This is a genomic window from Variovorax sp. P1_H2, from assembly GCF_056405295.1.
This window is the reverse complement of sequence record NZ_JBFUCJ010000235.1, coordinates 1-3,730: the sequence shown is the minus strand read 5'-3', so window position 1 is coordinate 3,730 and position 3,730 is coordinate 1. Positions and strand designations below refer to the sequence as shown.

Annotated in this window: 5 protein-coding genes; 4 read left to right on the top strand and 1 reads right to left on the bottom strand. The window is 61.9% G+C overall.

The genetic code is table 11. The annotated features are described in order from the left end of the window. Positions 1-221, top strand: a 221-nt coding sequence (locus AC1D2E_RS35185) for an AbrB/MazE/SpoVT family DNA-binding domain-containing protein (protein WP_478201689.1), incomplete at its 5' end; no start/stop codon positions are given. 4 nt (positions 222-225) lie between these two features. Further along, complete coding sequence (locus AC1D2E_RS35180) at positions 226-633, top strand: PIN domain-containing protein (RefSeq protein WP_478201688.1); 408 nt, start codon at positions 226-228, stop codon at positions 631-633. A 57-nt stretch (positions 634-690) separates the two neighbouring features. Here AC1D2E_RS35180 and AC1D2E_RS35175 read toward each other — a convergent pair whose 3' ends face one another. Continuing rightward, on the bottom strand, positions 691-1,818 hold the full coding sequence (locus AC1D2E_RS35175; RefSeq protein WP_478201687.1) for a DNA-binding protein: 1,128 nt from the start codon (positions 1,816-1,818) through the stop codon (positions 691-693). A gap of 217 nt (positions 1,819-2,035) precedes the next feature. Between AC1D2E_RS35175 and AC1D2E_RS35170 the strand changes: the two genes are divergently transcribed. Together AC1D2E_RS35170 and AC1D2E_RS35165 are read left to right on the top strand one after the other, a co-directional pair. Then, positions 2,036-3,124 (top strand): site-specific integrase, encoded by a 1,089-nt coding sequence (locus AC1D2E_RS35170; RefSeq protein WP_478201690.1) that lies wholly within the window; start codon positions 2,036-2,038, stop codon positions 3,122-3,124. Between the two features lie 135 nt (positions 3,125-3,259). Next, on the top strand, positions 3,260-3,730 hold a 471-nt coding region (locus tag AC1D2E_RS35165), incomplete at its 3' end, for a hypothetical protein (protein ID WP_478201686.1).

Below are 3,730 nucleotides of genomic sequence, written 5' to 3'. Positions count from 1 at the left end.
CCCTGCCCGTGTCCGTGCGCAACGCTCTGGGCCTGGAGGCCGGCTCGAAAATCGATTTCGTCCCCGAAGGAGAAGGATTCATGGTCGTTCCGGTCAGGAATAAGGTGTCCTCTTTGAAGGGGCGGTTTGCCGGTCGCGTCGCGAAGCCAGTCAGTCTGGAGGCAATGGATCGGGCCATCGGCGAGGGTGCCGTGGAGCGCCAACGCAGGCCCGGACGCTGATCTGATGATCGGTTTGGATACCAATGTCCTCGTGCGATACCTCGCGCAGGACGACAAGGTGCAAGCTGCCAGCGCAACGCGCTTCATTGAAACCCAGTTAAGCCAGCGCTCCCCAGGTTTCATTAGTCTGGTCGTGTTGGTCGAACTGTGTTGGGTACTCCAGCGTCTTTACGGCGCTACAACGAGCGATCTTGTGGAAACGGTCACCGATCTGCTGGCCACGCCTCAATTCAAACTCCAGGCGCGCGAAGCCGTGCAAGATGCCGTCCAGGCCTTGCGAGGAGGGAAGACAGGCAAAGCTGGCTTTGCCGACTTTCTCATCTCGCGCATCGCGCTTCGCGAGGGATGCAGCACCGTGGTGAGTTTCGACCGCGCCGCGATCCGCGCGGCAGGCATGACGGCGGTCGAGTAGTTCGGGTGGCTAACGGGCCCGCAGCGGCCCCTTGCTGCCACTGCCCGTTCGAGGGCTCTACGATCGTCGGCGCCTGCTCTTTGGCGAGTTTGTCGAGCCCGCGGCTTGGGGCTCACCTTGTTCGCGGCTGGCCCCCAGCTGTTGCAGGGCGTTCGCCATGGCCGTCTGGCTCTCGCGCAGCTGGGCTATTTCTCGCGCGGACTGTTCCTTCTGGCGCTCCAATTGAGATACGTGGTCGGTAGCCCGCTGTTCGGCGCCAGCGGCGCGCTCGCGCAGGAGGGCCAGTTCGACTTGAGCCTCCTGCTGCTGGCGCGACCAGGCGGCGGCAGCGTCGCGGTGCGCGATCTTCTCGGCCTGCAGCGCCTGCTGGGCGGCGCCCAGGACGGTGCGCGCTGACTCAGCATCGGCAGCACGGGCCTTTTGCTCCTTGGCGAGGTCGGCGCTGGCTTGGCGCGTGACCATGCGCTCGCGATCGACCTCGGAGAGGAGGCGGCGTTCCTGGGCCAGATGGCGCTCCTCGGCTTCGTCCGCGGCGCGCTGCTTGGCGCCGAGTTCCATCGCCGACTTTTCGCGCAGGGCTTCTTTGCTGGCCACGGCCTCGTCCAGAGCCTTGCGCAGGCGCCTAACCTCGGCTTCGGAGTCGCCGAGCAAGCGAACGGACTCTTGCTGCTGCGCGTGCATTTGGGCCTCCATGGCCGCGACCGCCTGACGTGACGAGGCGAGGGCTTCATCGAGCGCGACGCGGGCCTGCTCGAAGGAGGTCTCGCGCTGCTTGAGCTCTGCTTCCTTCTGGGCCAGGGCGCTGCGCTCCAGCTCGAACTCGCGCCGGGTCGCCTCGGTTTTCTGGACCTGCACCTGATCGGCTTCACGCCGGGCGAGGTCCCAGAACTGCTGGGCGGCCTGGACGATGGCCAGGGGGAGCTGCTGCGCCTCGTTATTGGCCAGGCTATCGGCCAGCCTGCCGCTGCGGCCGTCCAGGCGCTTGCCGAGCGTGGCGAACCAACGCTCCAGCATCGGGCTCACGGTGTTGGGCGAGCCGCTGCCGATCTTCTGGCGCACGCGCTCGATCGTCGGGCGCAGACCTTCGTGCACGAGCGCGTCAGCAGCCTCCCAGACCTGGGTCTCCTGGATGCCGCGGCCACCGCTGCGCGGCTGAAATTCAACGCTCGAACTTTTCAGGTTCATGCCCTGCTCCGGGGTCCTGTTTTTACTTGCGATAATAAGAGATTATCAGAAGTGATGTAGAATATACGTAAGACATCATACATGACACGTGTGATAAATAACAGAAAGACGGCTCTGATCGGCCTGCGCGCGCCGTCGTCCCGTGAACCCATGCTGCTGGAGGTCGTCCATGAAATCTGCTGACAAAGTGCCGCCATCCAAGGTGTCGAAAGCCTTGATGCCGTTGAAGCGCGACCACGCGCTGCTCGATCCCAGTCAACTGTCCGGGATGGCCGAAGAAGCCGCGCACGACCTCATGGCTGAGGGCGAATCGGACAACACCCGTCTGGCGTACCGCGCCGCCATGCGCTACTGGGCGGCGTGGTTCGGTGCGCGCTACGGGCGGCAGATGGCGCTGCCGGTTCCAGTCCCTGTGGTTGTTCAGTTCGTCGTCGACCATGCGCAGCGATCGACCAAGGCGGGCCTCGAGCACCAGTTGCCGCCCGAGATCGACGAGGCACTGGTGGACGCCGGGTTCAAGGGAAAACTCGGGGCGCCGGCACTGAACACCCTGATGCACCGGGTCTCCGTGCTCTCGATGGCACACCACGTTTCCAAGCAGCCCAATCCGTGCGTGGATCCTGCAGTGAAGGCGCTGCTGAGCAAGACGAGGAAGGCCTATGCGAAGCGCAACGCCCTGCCCCACAAGCAGCGTGCGCTGACCAAGGAGCCGCTGGAGGCGGTTTTGGAAACCTGCGACAACTCGCTGAAGGGAAAGCGCGATCGCGCCTTGTTGCTCTTTGCCTGGGCCTCGGGCGGGCGCCGGCGCTCCGAGGTGTCAGAAGCGGTCTTCGAGAACCTGCGTCGCGTCGATGGGGGGAACTTTCTCTACACGCTGGCCAGTTCCAAGACGAACCACAACGGGAAGGTGCGGCCCGAGGACGTGAAGCCTGTCGTCGGCTCAGCCGCTGAAGCACTGGAAGCCTGGCTCAAGGCCGGTGGCATCACTTCGGGGCCCCTCTTCCGGCGTATCCTCAAGAACGGGAAACTCGGCACCGACGGGCTCTCGGGGACGGCGGTTCGGGACATCGTGAAAGCGCGATGTGCGCTCGCAGGCGTGGGGGATGATTTCTCGGCGCATTCGCTGCGATCGGGATTCGTCACGGAGGCCGGACGTCAGAACATGCCCTTGCAGGAGACGATGGCCATGACGGGGCATCGAAGCACCGATACGGTGGCCGGGTACTTCAGGGCGGGTGTCGCACAGGTAAGCGCAGTGGCAAGGATGATGGACTCGGGAAGGCGTAGGTCCGACAAAGTTGAATAGCGTAGTCCTAACCTGTTTGAGGCGAGCGCGACGCGGGTAGCCTCGCGCAGTTTGGCGGCCGTTTCTCCTGAGTTGCCATCCGGCCAACGCTCGTTAATTTATTTGGTCGCCGCAACTGAATTAATTGGAGAAGTGATGGAAAGAAATAATTCAAGCGTAATTGACGTAATCGAAGCAAATCTAGACCTCGAACTCTCTAAGAAAGAGCTTGACAAATATGACTTAACTCATCGTAAATTGTCGGAACTCGGCGACGCCATCAATGAATTCTATGCGGCCTACACATTGCCAGAAAAGAGGCCTGGCGAGTTTCGCCCCTCGATTTCAACGGCGTTCACCACCAGTCAGTCTGTAGGGCTGGATTACGTTTCGGGTGAGACGCACTATCAGAACTTTCAATATGATTTTGATAGTAGCACCATTGGCGTGATGGCATTCAATCTGAAACGATTTTTGTTGTATTGTCATGGCATTGTTCTCGAAGATCCGCTCCCTTACTTGCTTGATTATTTTCGAGGAGGCGCGATCACCGATTACTCGACGCGTCGGCTTCCAGCGGTCCGGGCGCTACTTGGAGAGTACGCGGAAATGGCCGATCTTTTAAGG